This is a genomic window from Pseudomaricurvus hydrocarbonicus, assembly GCF_011602365.1.
In the GTDB taxonomy this organism is placed as follows: domain Bacteria; phylum Pseudomonadota; class Gammaproteobacteria; order Pseudomonadales; family Cellvibrionaceae; genus Pseudomaricurvus; species Pseudomaricurvus hydrocarbonicus.
In genome coordinates, this window is the sequence record NZ_JAAONZ010000012.1 from 67,898 (window position 1) to 88,613 (window position 20,716).

General features: G+C 53.1%; 20 protein-coding genes. 8 read left to right on the top strand and 12 right to left on the bottom strand.

Going from position 1 to position 20,716, the window contains the following annotated elements:
- Nucleotides 1–30: 30 nt before the first annotated feature.
- The gene (locus G8770_RS14790; RefSeq protein ID WP_208022283.1) at nt 31–1,275 is read right to left on the bottom strand and encodes a LysR substrate-binding domain-containing protein; all 1,245 of its coding nucleotides are present in this window, start codon (nt 1,273–1,275) and stop codon (nt 31–33) included.
- A 359-nt stretch (nt 1,276–1,634) separates the two neighbouring features.
- Here G8770_RS14790 and G8770_RS14795 point away from each other — a divergent pair, with 359 nt between their 5' ends.
- The 7 genes from G8770_RS14795 (at nt 1,635) to G8770_RS14825 (ending at nt 7,806) form a co-directional block, all read left to right on the top strand.
- Nucleotides 1,635–2,525 carry a DUF1932 domain-containing protein gene (locus tag G8770_RS14795; RefSeq protein ID WP_167188330.1) on the top strand — a complete coding sequence of 297 codons (891 nt, stop codon included), beginning with the start codon at nt 1,635–1,637 and terminating at the stop codon, nt 2,523–2,525.
- A gap of 4 nt (nt 2,526–2,529) precedes the next feature.
- Nucleotides 2,530–3,549 (top strand): amidohydrolase family protein, encoded by a 1,020-nt coding sequence (locus G8770_RS14800; RefSeq protein ID WP_167188331.1) that lies wholly within the window; start codon nt 2,530–2,532, stop codon nt 3,547–3,549.
- Between the two features lie 2 nt (nt 3,550–3,551).
- Nucleotides 3,552–4,487 carry an amidohydrolase family protein gene (locus tag G8770_RS14805; protein WP_341771156.1) on the top strand — a complete coding sequence of 312 codons (936 nt, stop codon included), beginning with the start codon at nt 3,552–3,554 and terminating at the stop codon, nt 4,485–4,487.
- On the top strand, nt 4,487–4,882 hold the full coding sequence (gene ligA, locus G8770_RS14810; protein ID WP_167188334.1) for a protocatechuate 4,5-dioxygenase subunit alpha: 396 nt from the start codon (nt 4,487–4,489) through the stop codon (nt 4,880–4,882). Before G8770_RS14805 ends, ligA begins: the two co-directional genes overlap by 1 nt.
- A gap of 4 nt (nt 4,883–4,886) precedes the next feature.
- On the top strand, nt 4,887–5,729 hold the full coding sequence (locus tag G8770_RS14815) for a class III extradiol dioxygenase subunit beta (protein ID WP_167188337.1): 843 nt from the start codon (nt 4,887–4,889) through the stop codon (nt 5,727–5,729).
- 100 nt (nt 5,730–5,829) lie between these two features.
- Nucleotides 5,830–6,780: a Gfo/Idh/MocA family oxidoreductase gene (locus G8770_RS14820; protein WP_167188339.1), complete on the top strand. Its 951-nt coding sequence runs from the start codon at nt 5,830–5,832 to the stop codon at nt 6,778–6,780.
- A 36-nt stretch (nt 6,781–6,816) separates the two neighbouring features.
- Nucleotides 6,817–7,806, top strand: a complete 990-nt coding sequence (locus tag G8770_RS14825; RefSeq protein ID WP_167188341.1) for an aldo/keto reductase — start codon at nt 6,817–6,819, stop codon at nt 7,804–7,806.
- 84 nt (nt 7,807–7,890) lie between these two features.
- On the opposite strand, the gene G8770_RS14830 is transcribed toward G8770_RS14825, so the two are convergent.
- The 3 genes from G8770_RS14830 to G8770_RS14840 all read right to left on the bottom strand — a co-directional run bounded on the left by G8770_RS14830 (nt 7,891) and on the right by G8770_RS14840 (nt 10,905).
- Nucleotides 7,891–8,619 carry a GntR family transcriptional regulator gene (locus G8770_RS14830; RefSeq protein ID WP_167188344.1) on the bottom strand — a complete coding sequence of 243 codons (729 nt, stop codon included), beginning with the start codon at nt 8,617–8,619 and terminating at the stop codon, nt 7,891–7,893.
- 382 nt (nt 8,620–9,001) lie between these two features.
- Nucleotides 9,002–10,348 carry an aromatic ring-hydroxylating oxygenase subunit alpha gene (locus G8770_RS14835; RefSeq protein ID WP_208022284.1) on the bottom strand — a complete coding sequence of 449 codons (1,347 nt, stop codon included), beginning with the start codon at nt 10,346–10,348 and terminating at the stop codon, nt 9,002–9,004.
- A 143-nt stretch (nt 10,349–10,491) separates the two neighbouring features.
- Entirely contained in the window at nt 10,492–10,905 is a 414-nt protein-coding gene (locus G8770_RS14840; protein ID WP_167188346.1) for a nuclear transport factor 2 family protein, read from the bottom strand.
- Nucleotides 10,906–11,091: 186 nt separating this feature from the next.
- Here G8770_RS14840 and G8770_RS14845 point away from each other — a divergent pair, with 186 nt between their 5' ends.
- Nucleotides 11,092–12,096: an NADP-dependent oxidoreductase gene (locus tag G8770_RS14845; RefSeq protein WP_167188349.1), complete on the top strand. Its 1,005-nt coding sequence runs from the start codon at nt 11,092–11,094 to the stop codon at nt 12,094–12,096.
- Nucleotides 12,097–12,233: 137 nt separating this feature from the next.
- Here the strand turns inward: G8770_RS14845 and G8770_RS14850 are convergent, their stop codons facing one another.
- The 8 genes from G8770_RS14850 to G8770_RS14885 all read right to left on the bottom strand — a co-directional run bounded on the left by G8770_RS14850 (nt 12,234) and on the right by G8770_RS14885 (nt 20,632).
- Nucleotides 12,234–12,545 carry a Rieske (2Fe-2S) protein gene (locus G8770_RS14850; RefSeq protein WP_167188352.1) on the bottom strand — a complete coding sequence of 104 codons (312 nt, stop codon included), beginning with the start codon at nt 12,543–12,545 and terminating at the stop codon, nt 12,234–12,236.
- Between the two features lie 111 nt (nt 12,546–12,656).
- The gene (locus G8770_RS14855) at nt 12,657–14,042 is read right to left on the bottom strand and encodes an aromatic ring-hydroxylating oxygenase subunit alpha (protein ID WP_167188355.1); all 1,386 of its coding nucleotides are present in this window, start codon (nt 14,040–14,042) and stop codon (nt 12,657–12,659) included.
- A gap of 31 nt (nt 14,043–14,073) precedes the next feature.
- Nucleotides 14,074–15,216: a thiolase family protein gene (locus tag G8770_RS14860; RefSeq protein ID WP_167188358.1), complete on the bottom strand. Its 1,143-nt coding sequence runs from the start codon at nt 15,214–15,216 to the stop codon at nt 14,074–14,076.
- A gap of 3 nt (nt 15,217–15,219) precedes the next feature.
- Nucleotides 15,220–15,648 (bottom strand): Zn-ribbon domain-containing OB-fold protein, encoded by a 429-nt coding sequence (locus tag G8770_RS14865; RefSeq protein ID WP_167188361.1) that lies wholly within the window; start codon nt 15,646–15,648, stop codon nt 15,220–15,222.
- 8 nt (nt 15,649–15,656) lie between these two features.
- Nucleotides 15,657–17,048: a dihydrolipoyl dehydrogenase gene (gene lpdA, locus G8770_RS14870; RefSeq protein WP_167188364.1), complete on the bottom strand. Its 1,392-nt coding sequence runs from the start codon at nt 17,046–17,048 to the stop codon at nt 15,657–15,659.
- Nucleotides 17,049–17,062: 14 nt separating this feature from the next.
- The gene (locus tag G8770_RS14875) at nt 17,063–18,574 is read right to left on the bottom strand and encodes a 2-oxo acid dehydrogenase subunit E2 (protein WP_167188367.1); all 1,512 of its coding nucleotides are present in this window, start codon (nt 18,572–18,574) and stop codon (nt 17,063–17,065) included.
- 1 nt (nt 18,575) lies between these two features.
- The gene (locus G8770_RS14880; RefSeq protein WP_167188370.1) at nt 18,576–19,610 is read right to left on the bottom strand and encodes an alpha-ketoacid dehydrogenase subunit beta; all 1,035 of its coding nucleotides are present in this window, start codon (nt 19,608–19,610) and stop codon (nt 18,576–18,578) included.
- Nucleotides 19,611–19,660: 50 nt separating this feature from the next.
- On the bottom strand, nt 19,661–20,632 hold the full coding sequence (locus G8770_RS14885; protein ID WP_167188373.1) for a thiamine pyrophosphate-dependent dehydrogenase E1 component subunit alpha: 972 nt from the start codon (nt 20,630–20,632) through the stop codon (nt 19,661–19,663).
- Between the last annotated feature and the right edge of the window lie 84 nt (nt 20,633–20,716).

The following is a 20,716-nucleotide window of genomic DNA, read 5'->3' on the forward strand; positions in this document are numbered from 1 at the left end:
GCAGTCGGTGTGTCTTCTGGAATGAAGTTGCTATTGTTTCGGCATTTCCTGCGCCACTTGTCGCAACTGTTCCAGAAATAATTGAGCGGCCGGAGACAGGTGGCTGTGAACCCTCATGGTGACACCGATGGGTCTGTAGGTGTGATTCAGTGCAATCGGTAGTGCAGTGAGTACACCATAAAGTTTATCGAAGTAAATCTGATGTTCTGACAGCAGCGCCACACTGTCACTTTCCAGCAGCAATCCTCTGACCGTTGACAGTGAGCTGGTTTCAATGGTGTGCTCTGGTCGGGGCAGGTGATCTTGGCTAAGTTCGCGATCAAACAGTAAGCGAGCAGGCGTATTGCGAGCCGGTAAAATCCAGCGGTAGTGCTGCAAATCCCCAAGGGTAACCTTTTCCTGTTTCGTTAACGGGTGCCCGGTCCTGACAATGACGGCCAGTCGATCTTCAAACAACGTTTCGGTAACCAGTTCTTTTTCGTCCCCCAGAGGGCGGGTGGCACCCACAATAAAGTCCAGATCGCCGGAGCGCAGAGCCACTTCCAGTTGCGCATAGCGGCCTTCCGTGGTGGATACTTCCAGCTGTGGGTGTGATTTGAGGACACGGTTCATGGCTCGTGGGATCAGCACTGTCCGGGTATAAGGCAGGGTACCCACCGCCACTGTGCCGTAGGTCACGCCATCGAGACTGGCAATGTCATCAATGCCATGGCGCAGGTGGGCAAACGCCAATTTGAGGTGTCGGGCCAGTTGCAGGCAAAAAGGGCTGCAGTGAATACCGTTGGTATCGCGCTCAAACAACGACAGCTCCAGCAGGTCTTCCAGTTCCCGTACGGCGCCGGAAATGGCCGCCCGGGTAACCCCCAGATGCTGGGCGGCTATCTTGGTATCACGGTGATCGTATAAGGCAATAAAAGAGGCCAGCCGTTTGTAGCTGATGCTCATGGAAAAAACTGACAGCTTGCTGGCGTCTTTTACGTCGACTTTGATGTTTTGGTAGCTGGCGCCAGCAGCCCGAAATTCCGCTTCAGCCAATTCAACCCAGTGGGCCAGTTTTTCTCCACAGAGGGTGGGCTTCATCCCTGCCGGGGAGCGTTCAAACAGGGGTATCTCAAACTGAGTTTCCAGCTCGCCAATCGCTTTGGTAATGGCGGTCTGCGAGCGGTTGAGTTCTTTCGCGGCTCTGGTCAGGTTTTTGTGTCTGGCGACGTAGGCGAGTGCCTTAAGGTGGCGCAGGCTGATGTGGGGAACACCTTGCGTTTGAGGGATGTTCAAAAGCTTTTCTCATTGTCGATGGCGATCGGGGTTAGCCCTAAGAATAGCGCTAAAGATAGCTAGCGTACACACTTTGGCGCTATTTATACCGAATGTTAGTGAATTATACATTCGTTTGGGGCTGTACCAAACAGAGTGTGCTTTGGGGGTGGTGTGAACTTTTTTCATGGAAAGTAAACGCTATCCCATTAGCCCTGTGAATGCCCCGGGGGTTAGTCTTTACAGTGAGAGAGACAAGTACAGACAGAGCAAGAAGTACAGATAGAGCAAGCTGGTGGCGTGAGACGTGTCAGTTTGCAGTCGCAGTCTTGCTTGAAAGACGTTAAAGAAGCCGGTCTCGGTGAGAGGAAGTGTCTGCAATGGCTAACATCCAAAAAATTTGCCTGCTTGGTTTTGGAGAGGTCGGTCAAGCTTTGGCCGCGGACCTGTTGGCTCAGGGGCCTTTCCTTGAACTCTGTGCATTCGATAAGCAATTTTTGGTCGCTGACAGTCCTGCGGCCCAGGCACTTCAAGCCCATTCTGGCGTTAAAGCGGCTCTTTGGGCTGATCAAGCGGCTCAGGGCTGCCAGCTGGTTATATCGGCTGTGACGGCTGCACAGGCGTTGGCTGCAGCAGAGAGCGTGTTGCCAGGACTTGAAGCAGGGGCTTTCTTTCTGGAGCTTAATTCGGTGTCACCGGGCACAAAACAAGCGGTTGCCGACAAGGTGGCCGCCGCTGGAGGACGATTTGTTGAAGCCTCCATTATGTCCCCTATAGAGCCCAAGCGTCTGCAAGCTCCTATTTTGCTGGGGGGAGCCCATGCGCGTGAATTCTTACCACTTGGGTTGCAGTTGGGCTTTGCCGGTATGCAATTTTGTTCGGACGCTTTGGGCCAGGCTGCTGCAACTAAAATGTGCCGCAGCGTCATGATCAAGGGTATGGAGGCGCTACTGACCGAATCCCTGCTGTCTGCCCGCCATTACGGTGTCGAACAAACCGTACTGGAATCCCTGAACAATCTGTTTCCACTGCCGAACTGGCCAGAACACGCCCGCTATATGATTTCTCGCAGTTTGGAGCACGGAGTTCGTCGTGCAGAAGAAATGCGTGAAGTGTGTCTTACGGTGTCCGAGGCCGGTATTGACCCTCTGATGAGTCAGGGGTGTGTTGAACGCCAGGCGTGGGCCGCACAATTTAAAGACGCCTTACAACAAGACGATCTGAATCCGATGCTGGATGCGATCATCCATCAAAACCAATCTCAGGAGTGAACCCATGATTATCGATTGCCATGGTCATTATACGACGGCTCCGGCCCCACATCAGGAGTTCCGCGAAGCGCAATTGGCGGCGTTTGAAGGGGGGCAGCCCTTGCCCTCGCCGCCGGTCATTAGCGACGATGAAATTCGCGAAAGTGTCGAAAACAATCAGTTGCGGCTATTGCGTGAACGCGGTGCCGATATGACCATCTTTTCCCCGCGCGCATCGGCCATGGCGCATCATGTTGGCAACGAGGCGGTTTCGGCACAATGGACGCGTGCCTGTAATGATCTGATCAAACGCGTTGTGGACTTGTACCCGGAAATCTTTATCGGGGTCTGCCAGCTGCCACAATCCCCGGGTGTCTCCATTGCCAATTCCATTGCTGAACTGGAGCGCTGCGTGAACGAGCTGGGTTTTGTCGGCTGTAACCTGAATCCGGACCCCTCCGGTGGTCACTGGACCTCTGCGCCACTGACGGATAAAAGCTGGTATCCGTTCTATGAAAAAATGGTTGAGCTCAATGTACCCGCTATGATTCATGTGTCCGGTTCCTGCAACCACAACTTTCACGCGACCGGCGCGCATTACATCAACGCCGATACCACCGCGTTTATGCAGTTTATCCAGGGGGATCTGTTTAAAGACTTCCCGGACCTGCGTTTCATCATCCCGCACGGCGGTGGTGCGGTGCCTTATCACTGGGGACGCTACCGCGGTCTGGCCGATATGATGAACCGTCCACCGTTGGTGGAGCACGTGATGAAGAATGTATACTTTGACACCTGCGTTTATCATCAGCCCGGTATTGATCTGCTGTTTAAGGTGATCGACATTGACAATATTTTGTTTGGTTCCGAAATGGTCGGCGCAGTAAGGGGTATTGACCCGGAAACCGGGCAGTATTTTGATGATACCAAACGCTACCTGGAAGCCCTGAATTTGTCAGAGGAAGATCGCTATAAAGTATTTGAAGGCAATGCCCGCCGTGTTTACCCACGTCTGGATGAATCCCTGAAAGCGCGAGGCTTATGATCGTGACGGAAACAACAAAATTTACCATGGATGCCGACTGGTTGCCGTTTCATCCGGCACCGGTAAAACCCACTTATCAACCGCCTGCGGGGGCTGTAGATGCGCACTGCCATGTGTTTGGGCCAGGCGATCAATTTCCATTTGCCCCGCAGCGCAAGTACACCCCTTGTGATGCCTCCAAGGATCAGTTGTGGGCGTTGCGAGACCATTTGGGCTTTAGCCGCAATGTGATTGTGCAGGCCACCTGCCACGGTGCGGATAACCGTGCGTTGGTCGATGCGCTGGAACATTCCGAGGGTCGCGCGCGCGGCGTGGCCACCGTCACCGCAGACATCACCAGTGACGAGCTGGCCAAGCTGCATGCCGCAGGGGTTCGCGGTGTGCGCTTCAACTTTGTCAAACGTCTGGTGGATGCCTTACCGTTTGATTCACTGGGGACCATTGCTGAAAAAATCAAGCCGCTGGGCTGGCACATTGTGATTTACTTTGAATCGCAGGAGCTGCCTGAGCTGTACGATTTTTTTACCTCCCTCCCAACCACCGTGGTTGTGGATCATATGGGACGCCCGGATGTCAGCAAGCCGGTGGACGGCGAAGAGTTCAACCTGTTTGTGAAACTGATGCAGGAAAACCCGAATTTCTGGTCCAAGGTCAGTTGCCCGGAGCGGCTGTCTTTAACAGGGCCTTCCACTTATGACGATGTGGTGCCGTTTGCCCGCCGTATTGTGGAAAACTTCCCTGACCGGGTTTTGTGGGGCACGGATTGGCCACACCCCAACATGAAGAGCCACATGCCGGACGACGGTGAGTTGGTCAATATGATTCCACGCATTGCAGTCACTGAAGAGCTGCAACGCAAACTGCTGGTGGACAATCCGATGCGCCTTTACTGGCCAGAAGAGTGGCAAGCCGCTGGCAACAACACGGGAGAGAAGTAATGTCTCTGGACAAGCCTTATACCAATATACCCGGCACCACTATTTTCGACGCGGATATGGCACGTATCGGTTATCACTTAAACCAGTTTTGCATGTCCTTGATGAAAGCTGAAAATCGCGAGCGCTTTAAAGCCGACGAAAGAGCCTACCTGAATGAATGGCCGATGACCGAAGAGCAGAAACTGGCCGTCCTGGACCGGGATTACAATCGCATGATGGATCAGGGTGGTAATATTTATTTTCTGGCTAAAATCTTTTCCAGTGATGGATTGAGTTTTCAGCATGCGGCCGCCACCATGACGGGCATGAGCCAGGAAGAATACGCACAGATGATGCTGAATGGTGGACGTTCACCGCAAGGCAATCGTTATCTTGGCGAAGAGAAGGGGAAATAAGAACATGGCTAAAATTACTGCAGGTGTTGCCACCTCTCATGTTCCGGCCATTGGTGCCGCCATTGATTTGGGGAAAACTCAGGAGCCGTATTGGGCTCCGCTGTTTGAAGGTTACGAGTTTGCCAAACAGTGGATCGCGGAAGAAAAGCCGGACGTCATTTTGTTGGTCTATAACGATCATGCCTCGGCCTTCAGTATGGACTTTGTGCCAACCTTTGCGATCGGCTGTGCGGAAAAATTTGAACCTGCCGATGAAGGCTGGGGGCCACGTCCGGTGCCTACGGTGGAAGGTCATCCCCGATTGGCTTCACACCTCGCCCAATCGGTGATACAACAGGATTTTGATCTCACCATCGTCAACAAAATGGATGTGGATCATGGCTTAACCGTGCCGTTGTCGCTGATGTTTGGCCAGCCAGACGCCTGGCCTTGTAAAGTCATTCCGATTGCGGTCAACGTGGTGTTGTTCCCGCCACCGTCAGGGCGCCGTTGCTACGAATTGGGTAAAGCCCTGCGCAAAGCCGTCGACAGCTTTGATGAAGACCTGAATGTACAGATCTGGGGCACGGGTGGCATGAGCCACCAGTTGCAGGGACCGCGTGCAGGTTTGATCAATCAGGAATTTGATAAAGAATTTCTGGAAAAGATTGTCAACAATCCCGAGGAGTTGTCTCGGAAACCGCACATCGACTATGTGCGTGAAGCCGGATCTGAAGGCATTGAATTGGTCATGTGGCTGATCATGCGGGGTGCGTTGAATCCTGAAGTGATTGAGAAAAAACGCTTCTATCACGTGCCCGCGTCAAATACCGCGGTAGGTCATTTGGTTTTAGAAAATAAAGAGTAAATTTGTTACTGGAAGTCAAAGATTAATCAAAGATTCCTAAGCCATAGCCGGTGATTGCTCATCCGGCCTTGGCAACCCAAAGAAAACTAGGGAGAAAAGAATGAAAGTTGCATTAGCAGGCCCTGGCGCCTTCGGTATCAAGCATCTGGACGCCATTGAAAAAATCGACGGCGTCGAAGTGGTGTCGCTGATTGGACGTGACCTGGAAAAAACCAAAAAAGTAGCGGAAAAGTATCATATCGGCCACACCTCCACCGAGCTGGCAGACGCACTGGCATTGCCGGAAGTGGACGCGGTGATTTTGTGTACACCGACACAAATGCACGCTGCCCAGTCGATAGAGTGTATGCGAGCCGGCAAGCACGTGGAAGTGGAGATTCCACTGGCAGACAGCTGGGAAGAGGCTGAAGAAGTGCTCAAGGTACAAAAAGAAACCGGCAAAGTGTGCATGGTCGGTCACACCCGTCGATTCAACCCGTCACATCAGTACGTGAACAAAAAGATACGGGCTGGAGAGCTGAACATTCAACAGATGGATGTGCAAACCTATTTCTTCCGTCGCACCAATACCAATGCTCTGGGTGAGGCTCGCAGCTGGACCGATCATCTGCTGTGGCACCACGCCGCTCACACGGTCGATCTGTTTCGCTATCAGGCCGGTGCTGAAATCGTCTCCGCCAATGCACTGGAAGGACCAAAGCACCCGGAGCTGGGCATTGCCATGGACATGTCCATTCAAATGAAAGCGGCCAATGGCGCAATCTGTACCCTGTCCCTGTCCTTCAACAATGACGGCCCGCTGGGTACTTTTTTCCGTTACATCTGTGACAACGGCACCTACATTGCCCGCTATGACGATCTGGTGAATGGTAAAGAAGAGCCGATCGATGTTTCCAAGGTGGATGTGTCCATGAACGGTATTGAACTGCAGGACCGTGAGTTCTTTGCCGCCATTGCCGAAGGGCGTGAGCCTAATTCCAGCGTGGCACAGGTACTGCCTTGTTATAAAGTACTGCACGACCTGGAACAGCAACTGAACGCCGCTCAATAATTTGTGTCAACGCTAACCGCCACCGGAGAATTCGCTATGCAAACCCGTCGTATCGGCAACGCCGAAGTGCCCGCCATCGGTCTTGGGTGTATGAACCTGAGTCACGCCTACGGCACACCACCCGATACCGAGACTGCGACGGCATTACTGCATAAAGCGTTTGATCTGGGCGTTCGCCATTTTGACACGGCGGCACTTTACGGTTTCGGTGCCAATGAAACTTTGGTGGGTGAGGCGATAAAACCTTTCCGCCAGCAGGTTCATCTGGCCAGCAAGTGTGCGATGACCGGTGTTGAGGGGGTTCGCGTCATTGACGGTCGCCCTGAAACCTTGACCCGGACTCTGGATGAAGCGCTGACGCGCTTGCAGACCGATCACATTGATCTGTATTACCTGCACCGCTGGGATAAAAACGTGCCCATTGAAGACAGTGTGGGGGCTTTGTCCCGAGCGGTAGAGGACGGTAAAATTGGCGCGATTGGATTGTCTGAAGTCTCTGCCGCTACCTTGCGTAAAGCGCATGCGGTTCACCCCATTGCTGCGGTCCAGACCGAGTACTCCCTCTGGACCCGCAATGCGGAGATCGCTGTGCTGCAAGCCTGTAAAGAGCTGGACACGAGCTTTGTGGCCTTCTCGCCGGTCGCCCGCGGTTTTTTGACCGGTGCGGTCACTGACCCGGCTGCGTTCGCGGCCAAAGACATCCGCCGCAATATGCCGCGTTTTCAGGAACCGCACTTTAGCAGCAACCAACGTTGGCTGAATGAGTTTGCCGACCTGGCCAAAACAGAGAATTGCAGCATGGCGCAGTTGTCGCTGGCCTGGCTGTTATCGCGCGATGATCATGTCTTGCCGATTCCGGGTACCACCTCGATCGCACACCTGGAAGACAATCTGGCGGCCGCTGAGATCACGCTCTCAGCCGAGGTGATTGGCAAACTGGATGAGTTGATCAACCAGACTACGGTGAGTGGTCCACGCTACCCTGAGGCCACCCAGGCCGAGATTGATACGGAAGAATTTGCCTGAGCAAAACATGGCTTCGATAGCGGACGTCGTCGAAGCCATACCCTGCGTTGAATGCGGCTCCACTTTCCACTCTTTTGTCCGGCGCTACTTCCCCGTTTTATTTTCCGAATCCTGACCAATGACCCGGATGCTGTTGTCCGGGGCCTGGCTGAACAAATCCGCGTAGCGCAAAGTCGCGTTGGCGTGTTCGCGCATGATGGCTTCTGCGCGTGCGCCCTGGCCACAATCGATGGCATCAAAAGCGGCGTGGTGCTGCATATGGGCAAAGTTAAAGCGCCGGTATTCCTGATCCAGATGATTGCGGTCTATGGCCAGAGCATTAACAGACGCAAACGGTAAATGTTCATTGCGGCTCAAGGCGGAAACGATGGCGGGATTTTTACTGGCCTCGAGGATGAGGGTGTGAAAGCGTTGATTGAGGGAGTGATACTCCTCCAGGTCCAGTTCTGTAATGGAGCCTGTTGCGAACAGGGCGTCGCCCTGCGCCAGACATTCGCGCAGTCCCTGGCGTTGTTCGTCAGACAAACCGTTCTCGGCAGCTTGCCGGGCGGCCAGACCTTCCAATACCCCACGCACTTCGACGGCACCACTGATCTCTTCGGCGGACACCTCGCGCACCCGATAGCCACGACGTTCGAGCTTTTCCAGCAGGCCTTCCTGTTCCAGGGCCCTGAAGGCAATCCTGACCGGGGTGCGTGATACGCCCAGGCGCTCAGCCGTGGGAATTTCCGCCACGCGCTCGCCGGCCTGCAGCTCGCCGGAAGCAATCATTTGTCGGAGGGTGCTGAGCACATGTTGGCCGGGTTTTGTCATGGGGTGTTATTTTGAAATCCTGTGTCTCGAATGATGTCTGCATAAGTTGATATTTCCGACATCATAGCAGAATGGATCCAATTTGACGTCTTATCCCATTTGGCTATGCCCGATTCTTGGGCCGTTAAAGGCTCTAAACTGCCTCAGAGACCAAGGCTATTGTCGAATCACTGGGAAATGGGGTTCACTGGGAAGAGGAGTTGTGGCTAATGTGTATGCGTTATGCGCGGATCAAGCAGCCATTATGGCAACGGTTACGTGAAATACACGGTCACTATCAGGGTTGAAACTTAGCTCGTAGAGTTGAAACTCAGCTCGCTGAAAGGGTGCCTGCCACGAGGTGGCTCAGTCGAATGACTGAGCCACCTTGGTCAAGACTGGCTTACGCTTTGTTCATGTAATCGTTGAGTACTTCATGGAAACGCTGCACACGACGTTCTTGATGGGCCATGTTAAATCCCTGGAAGCCGGAGGATGACAGTCCTTCTTGCTGCATTTTGGCTATGCTGAGGTCTTCATCGGCGGTGCGCCCCAGAGACTTTTCCCCATACAGAAACTGGTCATGTTCGCAATCCTTGACTGGGAGATCCGGTCCACCCGCAGGGGACGGTGTGGTTTTCACTCCCTTGACGGGATGCACCATCCACCAGTGGTCAAACAAGCAGCGCTGAGGATCACCGGAGGGATGTGGTCGAGGCCGTAAAAGCTGGACGCCATCGGGGCCAACCGACAAGACGGTATTGGGGAAAATATTGTAAATAACATAGTCCGTGAACTGATAACTGGCGTAGTTTTCGTAGTGCTTATAGCCCTTTAATTCACCCAGCTCGCGCTTTGCGTTTTGCAGGGCGTGGCGAATCCGGCCATGATTTTCTTTGCCGTAGTAATCATCCGGGTCGAGGTTCCACTGGCGCATAATGACTGCCAAATGGTCTGCTACTTCGTCACCTTCCTGCAGTACAGAAGGATTGTGGGAGGGAAACCATCCGCGGTTGTGACCTTCCGCTAAGGTATCAAACTGGCAGGCCTCGTGATTGGCCTCAATATAGGGAATCAGACCGGGGTGTAATACCTGTACGTGGTAGGCTTCATTGAAATTATCGGTAATGATTTTCCAGTTACAGGGGCTATCGGCAGTCATATTCAGAACACGAACGGTATCCTGAATGTTGTAAGAGGCCAGGTCGGTGGTGACGACTTCGCCGAGAAACTCCTCCAGAGAGCAGGCATCCGGGTCCATATTTACCCAGATAAACCCGAATAGGTCGCGGCATTGTATTTCTTTAAGACCCACTCTGCCACAGGGACTCCCCTGTGGATAATCGTCTTCGTTAGGGACGTGAACCGTGTTGCCTTGACGATCAAACTGCCAGCCGTGGTATGGGCAGGTGAAATGGTTAATGAAAGATTCGCCTTCCTCGGAAATGCGAGTTCCCCGGTGGGGGCAAGAGTTGTAGAAGGCTCTTAATTGATTGTCATCGCCTCGAACACAGATTATCGACTCGCTGCCGAGGTTGGTGGTGACATACTCTCCGGGTTCCTCTATATGGTAGGAGAGCCCGGCAACGTTCCAGGTTTTTGACCAGACATTTTGCCATTCTTGTTTGGCGTATTCTGTGTCGGTGTAGCGTTCGGCACAAATAGAATCGCCGCGCAAGGTTGCTTCTGGTAACTTAATCGGTTGGTCCAGGTCGGATGTCAGAGCATAGGCACTGGTGGTTATCGTCATGGCAGAAAACCTCTCTTCAATATACTTATTGTATTTATAGGGGTTGGAAACTTAGTTTAGTCAAACGTATAAAAATAAACAATATTAATTGTTTTTTTTGGCTGAATTTCCGACCTTGACTGATGAAGTGGTCAAATGGGCTGTTATTCGCCGTGAATGGGCATAAACGTGCGCTGTTTGAATAGCCACTGGCCGTCTATTTTTACCAGCTTGTCATCATATTGTCCGCGTGGGCGTAATTCGGTGCCGTCCTGAGTCACCGCGACTTCTGCGGTATAGCTACGGGCGGTGGCGGTATTACCGGTTACCTGAATCGAACCCGGTGAGATGGCCATGAAGACAAACGGAAACAGTTCCATACCTTGCATCCAGCCTTCAATAATATTGCTTTTTCCTTTAACCGCTTCCATACCCGGGACTACGGGAAGGTTCCACTCAGATTCTTCTGCCCAGGTTGATCCCCAGGTATGGGCATTGCGTTGATTGACCCCATCGGCGTAGGTGTCCATCAGTTCACGGATCATTAACCGATCTTCAAAGTTGCCAGAAAAAGACATAACTTGCTCCTCGTGTGTTAGACATTCAATGAATAACATTGAATGTTTATTATTGTTACTTAAGTCAGGGTTCGAAAACTATACCGTATCAACAAACATTAAAACAATCATGTTTGTATTTATTGTTGTGTGGCTATAGAATATGCAACCAAACATGGGTTGTAACCTGCGATGAAAGGTAAGTTTATGCATTATAAGAATAAACAGTTTTATCTTAAGAAACGTCCACAAGGAATTGCTGATTTAGACAGCGTGCCCTTAAAAGAATCTGATATCACCCAAATTGAAGACGGCCAACTATTGATTGAAAATCATTACTTTTCAATTGATCCGGCGATTCGGGGGTGGATGCGCGATGAGCCCAGTTATATGCCGCCTATTGAGTTGGGCGAGGTCATTCGCAGTTCGACTGTGGGAACGGTGATCGAAAGCCGCCATCCGGAATATTCCGTGGGGGATGTGGTGTATGGCATCAATGGCTGGGAAACCCACAGCGTGTCAAATGGCTATTTCCTGACTAAGATACCTGACAACAACCGTTACCCCCTGTCGTATTATCTGAGTGTGATGGGCGCGGTGGGCTTGACTGCCTATTTTGGTATCACCGATCGCTCGGGCCTGAAACCAGGGGAGACCCTGTTGATGAGTGCCGCAGCCGGAGCTGTTGGGTCACTGGGGGGGCAAATAGCCAAATTGATGGGATGTCGTGTCGTGGGTATCGCCGGTAGCGAAGAAAAATGCGCCAGAATTAAGGCGTTGGGTTTTGATGATGTGATTAATTACAAAACCACAGATGATATGACTGCGGCCATTGCCAAAGCCTGTCCAGAAGGCGTTGATGTGTATTTTGATAATGTCGGTGGCGAAATTCTGGATGCCGCCCTGATGAATTTGAAGTCTCACGGACGCGTACTGTTTTGCGGTTCTATCTCGTCGTATAACGCGACGGAGCCGGTTCCAGGACCTTATAATTGGTGGCAGATCCTCGCTCGAAGCGCTGAAATTCGCGGTTTTTTGGTCAGTGATTATTTTTCACAGTTTGCCAGCGCGGCCGAAACTCTGGGACAGTGGTTGGATGATGGCAAGATAGAATTTAACGAAGAGATTGTCGAAGGTTTCGAAAATTGTTTGTTAGCGTTTAACCGCTTATTTGATGGTAGCAACCAAGGTAAGTTACTGATAAAAATCTAGCGCCCGGCAGTAACGGGTCATTGAATCCTAGTTATGTTGTAACCTGCTTAGGCGCTGTTTATCAGCGCCTTTTTTGTGTTTCTATACTTTGCGCTGACGGTATGAGAGGTTGATTTGCAATCTCTTTAGACAGCCAGTTAGACCGCGACCTGCAGCATACCCGCGTCAGAAACCTGCAGGGGATAGGTGTTGAGAGGGACGTTCGTCAGCTGTCCCATGGGTTTACCGGTTTCCAGGTTAAACCTCACACCATGCAGAGGGCAGGAGATGAAGCAATTGCGAATTCTACCGCCTTCCAGTTCCGCACGCTGATGCGTGCACATGTTGTCTACGGCGTAGTACTCTCCTCCGGCGTTGCAAATTAAGATATTTTTGCCGTCAATAAGCAGGGCCTTACTGCTGTTATGTTCCAGCTCGTGAGCTGGAAATGCGTCGTGATAGCGGGTCATAATATTCACTTCTTTTCTACGGTAGTCACTTCGTAGAACCACGGAGCCGATGTGGACTCGCGGTTCTACTCATGGCGAGATGAGGGTTCAAAACCGTGAACTCAGTCTCGATTACGCTTTCAAATATTTGTCTATGGTTTGGTGCAGGTGACGAATGCGACTCTCCTGATAAGTGGCGAGGCTCACAGTGCCTTTTTTGGAGGCGAGCATACCGCGCTGCACCGCGGGCATATTGCTGTCATCCTGATCAAACACCGGACCCAGTGCGCCCAGCTCCTCAGCGCAACTGAACGGCAGATTCGGATCGAGTTTGTTGACCGGCACGGCCGCGGGCTTCTCGCTTCCTTTGGGGTATCGCATCAACAGCATAATATCAAAAATGCAAGAGTTATGATCGTCGCCATTGGGCAAAAAACGATAGACAATGTTGCCATGATAGCCAACCCAGATTTGAAAATTGGGGAAGGCACTGTACAAAATAGCGTCTTCGAGTTCGGCCATGGTGGCTTGCGAAAGGTCTTCACCGCAAGCATCCTCAAACAGCCCACGATTGGTGTCGGCCACGTATTTTCTGGCGCTGACTCCGGCGGGAAGAATCTGGCCATCCGAGGAATTCAGGGCCATACGGCCAGACAATTCGAGAATGTCACGCATCACATCCTCTTCAGAAACCCCGGATAGATGCGGGCTGGGGACGCCCATGGGGGTTACGGATCTACTGATATTATCCCCAAAGGTGTCGTATTGAGAGTTGGCATCGCCCGTGAAGGTCATGATTTGACTGTGGGTAGCCACAGTGTGGAATGACTCCATAAACGCTTCAGCGCCTACTTTCCAATTGCACTTAACGACACGTTGCACATGAATGCCTTTGTAGTAATCGTGCAGTGGGTAGCGGCTGAAGTGATCGGGCAATGGCGCCAGGTATTCCTCCAGCGGTTGTGCGTGTTCATCGAAGTTAATAAACACAAAACCGCCCCAGGTGCCGACTTTGACCTGGGGGAGTTTCATGTCTTTTTCGTCAAGATGGCGGAAATCCCATTTACAGGGAATGCCTTTAAAGTCGCCGTCCAGATCCCAGGTGGCACCGTGAAAAGGGCATTTGAATTCTTTGACGTGCCCGTCCTCATCGCGCAGCAGACGTCCGCGATGGAGGCAAGAGTTAATGAAGCCTTTAATTTCGTTTTCACTGGAGCGGGTAATAATGACAGACTCATTGATCACTTCATACACATGGTGATCGCCAACTTCTGGAATGTCTTCTTCGCGGCAAGCCATTTGCCAGGCTTTAGGCCAGAGCTTTTTCGCTTCCAGATCGTGGTATTCACGAGAGACCCAGCGTGCAACGTCAAGGTCCTCGTCGCCCATGTGATCGCAGGAATTTTCGCGCAAATATAGGGGTACTTCGACCTCTTCGAGATCCAGTAAATCCTGAAAAGAGGTCCCTTGGCAGCGGACGTTATCACCTTGTTGACGAGCTTTATCGGTAGTGGTCATGGAGCTGACTCCTTAGTTATTATTTGGGGACTTACACGGTTAATATATTGACGCCACTGATGCCAGGAGCACCATAAACATGGGTGTAACCGACTTTGGGCGAGCCTGGCACCTGACGGTTACCCCCTTCACCACGCAGTTGTACACAAATTTCATGCACCTGGCGCAGGCCAGAGGCGCCCACCGGTTCACCGTTGGCCAGACAGCCGCCATCGGTATTGACCGGCATGGCACCATCGATGCGGGTGGCGCCATCGCGCAATAATTGTTCCTGTTCACCGTGCTCACAAAAACCGTTTTCGGCCATGTGAATGACTTCGGTACCGCTGTCGGTATCTTGCAGCTGCAAAACGTCTACCTCTTGCGGGCCGATACCTGCCAGTTCAAAGGCGGCTTTGGAAGCGGTGACTGTGGGGGCGTCGGCGACCTGCATGGGCTGCGACGGGCTGAATACTTCGAAGCTGCCATAGTGCCGGGTGCGCACGGCTGCGGCTTTGAGGAGAACGGGTTTTCGGGTATAGCGCCGGGCGATATCGGCGTTACAGAGAATCAGTGCTGCGCCACCTTCAGCCGGGCTGCAGAACATATACTTACGCAGTGGATCGCTGACCATTTGGGAGTTGGCGATTTGCTCGTAAGAAAGGGCTTCTCGACGCCAGGCGGTTGAGGTCAGTGAGCCGTTATAAAAAGCTTTCTCGGCGACCCGAATCAGGGCATCGTTGGTAATTCCATGATCGTGCATATAGCGCTGGGTCTTCATGGCAAAAAATTGAGTGGTTAACATCATGCCACTTTCACCATACCAATTATCCAGACCCCAGTCTGACGGTTTGGGGTTAAAGGCGCCGCGGGGGTGTTTATCAAAGCCAACCACAACCCCCATGTCGTATTCACCGGATTTTATTGCGGTGTAAGCTGCGTGCAACGAGCTGCCGCCGGTGGCACAGCCGTTCCAGATGTTAGTGAATTGCAGTCCTGTAAGGCCCAATTCATTGACCAGGGCATCGGCGTTGCCGCCATCCTGGCTGCCGCCGTAAGCAAATTGCATGTCTTTCCATTGCAATCCGGCATCGGCGAGTGCGGCGCGCACAGCGTTGGCGCCCTGTTGCTGCCCGGTCAACTCGGGAGAGCGACCGAAGGGGTGCAAACCGATTCCAATAATGGCCACGTCCATGGGTTACTCCTCTACAGGTTTAAAGCTGAACATCATAATTTGGTTACCGTCGGCATCAGTGCGCAGCGGTTCAACCACCAGGTCCAGAGGCATGCCGATGGTCAGTGGGGCAGCCGGGTTCAGTTGTATGCGACCTTCAACACGCACCCCGCCCGGCATTTCTACATAGCCTACCCCATAGGGGGTGAAGGATTCCGCTGTCTCATCGGTGGCGTAGGGGGGTTTGGGCATAAAGCTTTGAATGGTCCAGGTCCAAAGCTTGCCGCGGTGGCCAAGCGATACAATTTGGGTATCGCGCTGGCCACAACAGCGACAGTCCGGTTGGGACGGAAAGCTGGCTTCGCCGCAGTGCTGACACCGACTGCCGAGTAATTCCGGGTGGTCGGACGGCCAGCTGAACAGGCCTTCCTGGATTGCAATTTGAGAAGTCATATCCGTCCTCAGTGATGAATGGCTATGTTCAGCGAGTCGAGCACGGACTCGTGCATAGACTCGGAGAGAGTGGGGTGTGGAAATATGGTGTGGGCAAGCTCCTGCTCGGTGGCCTCCAGTTGCTGGGCAATGCAGAAGCCCTGGATTTGCTCGGTCACTTCCGCGCCAATCATGTGGGCACCGAGCAGTTCACCGCTGTGGGCATCAAACACGGTTTTGACAAAGCCGCTGGCTTCGTCAATGGCCAGTGCTTTGCCGTTGCCTGACAGGTTAAAGCGGCCAATCCGGACATCGAGGCCATTATCCCGGGCCGCCTTTTCGGTGAGACCGACACTGGCAATTTGCGGTCGGCAATAGGTGCAGCCGGGAACCCGGTTTTTTTGCAGAGGTTTTACCGCGCCCAGACCGGCAATTTTTTCGACACAGATCACCGCTTCGTGGCTGGCTTTGTGGGCGAGCCAGGGCGGCCCGGACACATCGCCAATGGCATAGAGCCCGACCACATTGGTTTTACTGAATTCATCGGTGCTAATAAAACCACGCTGGGTATGAACGCCGAGTGTTTCCAAGCCGAGTTGCTCAATGTTGCCGCTGATGCCCACCGCCACAATCACGCGGTCGAACGCTTGCGTGTGGTTGCCACTGTGGTCGGTGAGGGTAGCCGTCACCTCGTCGTCACTGAGCTGGATTGCTTGCACGGTTGTGGCCGTGTGCACAGCAATACCGCGCTGACGAAAACTTTTTTCCAGTTGAGTCGACACTTCCTGATCTTCAACCGGGACGATGCGCGAAGCGGCTTCGATTAACGTGACCTGACTGCCCAAATCATTATAGAGACTGGCAAATTCCACACCGATGGCGCCAGCGCCTATGACCAGTAATCGTTGGGGGAGTTTGGTTGGGGTCATCGCTTCGCGTGCGCCCCAGATCTTATCGCCATCAACGTGAATGTCTGGCAGGTCGCGAGCGTGGGCACCGGTGGCCAGAATAATGTGGTCGGCTTTATAGCGGCTGCATTCTGTGCCGTTGTTGATCTCCAGGGTAAAGGTATCGACCAGTCTGGCTTCACCCGCCAGGACCGTGATGTTGTGTTTTTTCATCAGGAACTCTATGCCCTGGCTGAGCCGTTTAGCGGTATTGCGGCTGTGGCCCACCAGTTTGGCAAGGTCGAGAGTCGGTGTGCCTATGTCGAACCCAAAGTGGGCAGCGTGTTTCAGGCTTTGGGCCATATCAGCGCCACGCAGCAGGGCTTTGGTAGGAATACAACCCCAGTTTAAACACACGCCACCCAGGTCAGACTTTTCGACCAGCGCGGTTTTAAAGCCAAGTTGCGCAGCGCGTATGGCTGCCACATAGCCGCCCGGACCACCACCGACTACCATCAAATCAAAATTGCTCATAACAGCACGTCCTCTCAGCCCAGTATGGTCGCGGGTTGTTCGAGCAATCCCTTGAGACAGCTCATAAATTCGGCTGCCAGAGCGCCATCAATAACCCGGTGATCACTGGATAGCGACAGAGACATCATGGTGGCAACCGTCAGCTCTCCGTTGCGGACTACCGCGCAGGGCTCGCCAGTGCCGACAGCCAGGATGGCTGCCTGCGGAGGATTAATGATGGCATCGAAGCTTTTGACGCCAAACATGCCCAGGTTCGATACACAAAAGGTTCCGCCCTGAAATTCTTCCGCTGACAGCCGGCCAATTTTGGCGCGTGTGGCCAGATCGCGAATCTCGTTCGACAGCGCGACCAGGCCTTTGGTCTCTGACGCTTTCACAATGGGGGTGATCAAACCTTCATCAATAGCCACCGCCACGGAAATGTCGGCATGCTGAAAACGGGTGATGTTTTCGCCATCAAACTGAATGTTCATGGAGGGAATTTTTTGCAGCGCGCTGGCACAGGCTTTAACGATAAAGTCGTTGACGGAAACTTTCGCCTGTCGGTTGCTAGCGTTAATGAGTTTGCGTGTGGCCAACAGATTATCAATACAGACATCGGTATTGACCCTGAAATGAGGCGCTGTTTGCTTGGACTCCTGCAGGCGACGGGCAATGGTTTTGCGCATGCCCGACATGGCTATGATCTCGGTTTGCAGTTCGGCAGGGGGCTCGATGTGGCTCTGCCCGGTAGTTGACGGAACCGGGGTCTGTTGGCGTGCGGCCTGAGCTTCCACATCCGCTTTACAGACGCGACCGCGATCGCCACTGGCGCGGCAATCCAGCAGATTGACCTTCAGATCTTTGGCTAATCTGCGCGCCACAGCGGTGGCTTTGACCTGACTGTCATCCGCCGCCGGGCGCGGCCGCTCGGCGGAGTCGCTCTGGCCGATTAACTGGCCGCCGGCGGCCAGCACAGCCTGCTCCAGATCGGCTTTGGTGACGCGATTGTGACGACCCGTGCCGTTCAAGTTGTTGAGGTTGACACCATAGTCTTTGGCCAGCCGACGGGCGACTACGGTAGCGCCTACCGAGCTGTCATCCTCTCCTAGAGCTAGACTGCCCAGTGAGGTTGTGGGTGTTGATGCAGCGGTGAGCGTCGGGGAAGAGGGCGCTAGCGGTTTGGCCTCCGCGTCTTGACGGGCAACCGGTGCGAGTTCCTGGGCAGCACTCTCTGTCGCATGGTTACTTGTGTCGTTGCTGCGGCTGGCAATGAAGACCTGAATGTCCTCTTCGCTGACATCGTTGGAAGCAATGACTCCCAGCAGTGCGCCGACATTGAGGGTATCGCCAGGGTTGGCAGTAATCGCTCGCAGGTTACCCGCATGTGACGCGGTAATAGTGTTGATGATTTTGCTTGTTTCCACATCGAGCAAATCGGCACCTTCGATGACCGGGTCGCCGATATTTAAATGCCAGACACTGATAACACCTTCTGACATTTCCATGCCCCACTTGGGCATGTTAATCGCTGTAATTACCGACATATTAAGCCCCCAGTACGTCTCTGACAGCGTTGACAATACGATCAACGCTGGGCACATAGGCATCTTCCAGTACCGGAGAAAACGGCACGGGTGCATGAGGTGCGGTGACTTTGCGAATCGGTGCACGCAAACTGGAAAACCCTTTTTCAGCCACGATACTGGAAATATCGGCGGCCAGACTGCAGCGCTCGTGGGCTTCATCTACGATAACCAGCCGCCCGGTCACTTCTACACTTTCCAGAATGGATTCTTCATCCAGTGGCGAGACCGTTCGTGGGTCGATTACGTCACAGCTGATGCCTTCTTTAGCCAGCAAGTCGGCGGCTTCGATGGCGCGAGTGACCATATTGGAAATGGCCACGATCGTCACATCGGTGCCCTGCCGCGGGAAGGCGGCTTCGCCGAAGGGGATGGTATAGGGCTCATCCGGCACTTCGCACTTCAGGTCATACATGATTTTATGTTCGAGAAAGAGAACCGGATCGTCGTCACGGATGGCCTGAATTAATAAGCCCTTGGCATCGTAAGCGTTGCTCGGCATCACTACCTTGAGTCCCGGAATGTGCGTGACCACTGGGTGTAGCATGTTTGAGTGCTGAGCTCCGGCACGCCAGCCGGCCCCGACGGTTCCCCGGATCACCATGGGGGTGCGGGCTTTGCCGCCGAACATATAGCGGAACTTTGCCGCCTGATTAAAAATCTGGTCAAAGCAAACACCGATAAAATCGAAAAACATTAATTCAGCTACCGGTCGCAGACCATTGTTGGCAGCACCGGCAGCGGCGCCAATGATGGCCGACTCACTGATGGGGGTGTCAATAACCCGCTCGCGACCAAACTCGGGCATAAGACCTTTGGTCACGCCAAAGACGCCGCCGTAGGCATCGTCCTGGCCGGCGCAGCCTGCACCGCCGGAAACTTCTTCGCCCAGGATGATGACCGTGGGATCACGGCGCATTTCCTGACGCAGGGCATCATTGATTGCCTCCCGGTAAGTTTTGAGAGAACTGGTGCCTGATGTAGGTGTAGTGGTCATGCGTAGTTCCTAATTATTTTTGTATTCAGTGCTTTTTTAGTGAGAGCTTTTTAATAAGAGCAGTAAACGTCAGCCATCAAATCTATGGCCGGATCAGGGTCGGGGGCGTTCAGGCCTTCTTGCACGGCAGAGGCAATGAGTAGCTCGACCTCCTCGTCGATGGCGTCCATGTCGGGGGCCTGGAGCCAGGATTCTGCGAGAACCCGGTTGCGGAAAAGAGTCAGACAGTCCCTATTTACCTTGGCATCGGCAATTTCGTTTTTGCCGCGGTAGAGTTGTGGATCACCAATAAAGTGACCATCAAAACGTACGGTTTCGGCTTCGATGGAGGAGGGTCCCTCGCCTTGGCGTGCTCGCTGAATGGCTCGTTGACAGGCTTCATAGGTGGCAAAGAAGTCGGTGCCGTCGACATACTCAGAAGGCATGCCGAAGGCGCCGTTGCGCTCGGCCAGACTGTCACAGCCCAGGGCGTAATTTGCGCTGGTGCCCTCGCCATAACCATTATTTTCAAAGATAAAAACATGGGGGAGCTTGAGAACAGCAGCGAAGTTAAGGGCTTCCAATACGGTGCCCTGGTTGGCGCTGCCATCTCCACTGAAGGACATGGCGATATCTTTGGTGCCGCGCGTCTTGGCGCCTAGTGCTGCGCCGTTGCACAGGGGCGGGCCACCACCGACGATGGCGTTGGCACCAATCATGCCTTTGTCAAAGTCGGCAATATGCATGGAACCGCCTTTACCTTTACACAGGCCGGTGGCCTTACCCATGATCTCTTTCATCATGCCGATTACATCGCAGCCCTTGGCGATACAGTGGCCGTGGCCGCGGTGAGTACTGCCGATGATGTCCTTATAGGTAAGGTCAATACAGGCAGCAACAGCAATCGCTTCCTGACCGTTTGACGCGTGTACAAAACCGGGGATATTGCCCCCTTCAAACTCTTTAATGCACCGCTCTTCAAATATGCGGATGGTTTTCATTGTGCGATAAACACGCAATAGGAATTCGGGTTGATATGGCATTGAGCGGCCCCTTTATTACTGATTATTGATAGGCAGAACTTAGTTTACAGTAAAGCACAAAAAAAACAATACCGATTGTTTTGT

Excerpts from the sequence above, each read along its gene's own strand:
- G8770_RS14795 (WP_167188330.1), top strand. The coding sequence starts at position 1,635 with ATGGCTAACATCCAAAAAATTTGCCTGCTTGGTTTTGGAGAGGTCGGT.
- G8770_RS14800 (WP_167188331.1), top strand. The coding sequence starts at position 2,530 with ATGATTATCGATTGCCATGGTCATTATACGACGGCTCCGGCCCCACAT.
- ligA (WP_167188334.1), top strand. The coding sequence starts at position 4,487 with ATGTCTCTGGACAAGCCTTATACCAATATACCCGGCACCACTATTTTC.
- G8770_RS14815 (WP_167188337.1), top strand. The coding sequence starts at position 4,887 with ATGGCTAAAATTACTGCAGGTGTTGCCACCTCTCATGTTCCGGCCATT.
- G8770_RS14820 (WP_167188339.1), top strand. The coding sequence starts at position 5,830 with ATGAAAGTTGCATTAGCAGGCCCTGGCGCCTTCGGTATCAAGCATCTG.
- G8770_RS14825 (WP_167188341.1), top strand. The coding sequence starts at position 6,817 with ATGCAAACCCGTCGTATCGGCAACGCCGAAGTGCCCGCCATCGGTCTT.
- G8770_RS14830 (WP_167188344.1), bottom strand. The coding sequence starts at position 8,619 with ATGACAAAACCCGGCCAACATGTGCTCAGCACCCTCCGACAAATGATT.
- G8770_RS14835 (WP_208022284.1), bottom strand. The coding sequence starts at position 10,348 with ATGACGATAACCACCAGTGCCTATGCTCTGACATCCGACCTGGACCAA.
- G8770_RS14840 (WP_167188346.1), bottom strand. The coding sequence starts at position 10,905 with ATGTCTTTTTCTGGCAACTTTGAAGATCGGTTAATGATCCGTGAACTG.
- G8770_RS14845 (WP_167188349.1), top strand. The coding sequence starts at position 11,092 with ATGCATTATAAGAATAAACAGTTTTATCTTAAGAAACGTCCACAAGGA.
- G8770_RS14850 (WP_167188352.1), bottom strand. The coding sequence starts at position 12,545 with ATGACCCGCTATCACGACGCATTTCCAGCTCACGAGCTGGAACATAAC.
- G8770_RS14855 (WP_167188355.1), bottom strand. The coding sequence starts at position 14,042 with ATGACCACTACCGATAAAGCTCGTCAACAAGGTGATAACGTCCGCTGC.
- G8770_RS14860 (WP_167188358.1), bottom strand. The coding sequence starts at position 15,216 with ATGGACGTGGCCATTATTGGAATCGGTTTGCACCCCTTCGGTCGCTCT.
- G8770_RS14865 (WP_167188361.1), bottom strand. The coding sequence starts at position 15,648 with ATGACTTCTCAAATTGCAATCCAGGAAGGCCTGTTCAGCTGGCCGTCC.
- lpdA (WP_167188364.1), bottom strand. The coding sequence starts at position 17,048 with ATGAGCAATTTTGATTTGATGGTAGTCGGTGGTGGTCCGGGCGGCTAT.
- G8770_RS14875 (WP_167188367.1), bottom strand. The coding sequence starts at position 18,574 with ATGTCGGTAATTACAGCGATTAACATGCCCAAGTGGGGCATGGAAATG.
- G8770_RS14880 (WP_167188370.1), bottom strand. The coding sequence starts at position 19,610 with ATGACCACTACACCTACATCAGGCACCAGTTCTCTCAAAACTTACCGG.
- G8770_RS14885 (WP_167188373.1), bottom strand. The coding sequence starts at position 20,632 with ATGCCATATCAACCCGAATTCCTATTGCGTGTTTATCGCACAATGAAA.